Source organism: Salinimicrobium oceani (assembly GCF_012037645.1).
The window spans coordinates 1-324 of record NZ_JAAVJR010001344.1; the positions used below are offsets into that span (position 1 = coordinate 1).

The 324-nt window shown below is 44.1% G+C and carries 1 protein-coding gene; it reads right to left on the bottom strand.

Annotation, left to right across the window (positions count from 1 at the left end):
- Positions 1 to 324 (bottom strand): non-homologous end-joining DNA ligase LigD (ligD, locus tag HC175_RS22125; RefSeq protein ID WP_445326503.1); only part of this gene is annotated, 324 nt, incomplete at both ends.

The following is a 324-nucleotide window of genomic DNA, read 5'->3' on the forward strand; positions in this document are numbered from 1 at the left end:
TAAAATCGCGTGCTTCTTCGTAACTGTATTTTCCCCCTAACGGAATATAAATATGCATCCCGGTGGAGCCTGAAGTTTTTATATGACCCTCTATTTTCGCCTTGTCAAGCACTTCCTTTGCCACCAGTGCCACTTCGATAACCTGTTCAAAAGTGGTCTTTTCTGAAGGGTCTATATCAATGACGGTAAAATCCGGATTTTCCAGATTTCCTTGCCGGGAGCTCCAGGGATTGAGCTCAATACATCCCATGTTCGCCAGATAGATGAGACTGGCTTCATTCTGGCACATCAGATATTCAATATCCTTACCGCCCGACTTTGAAT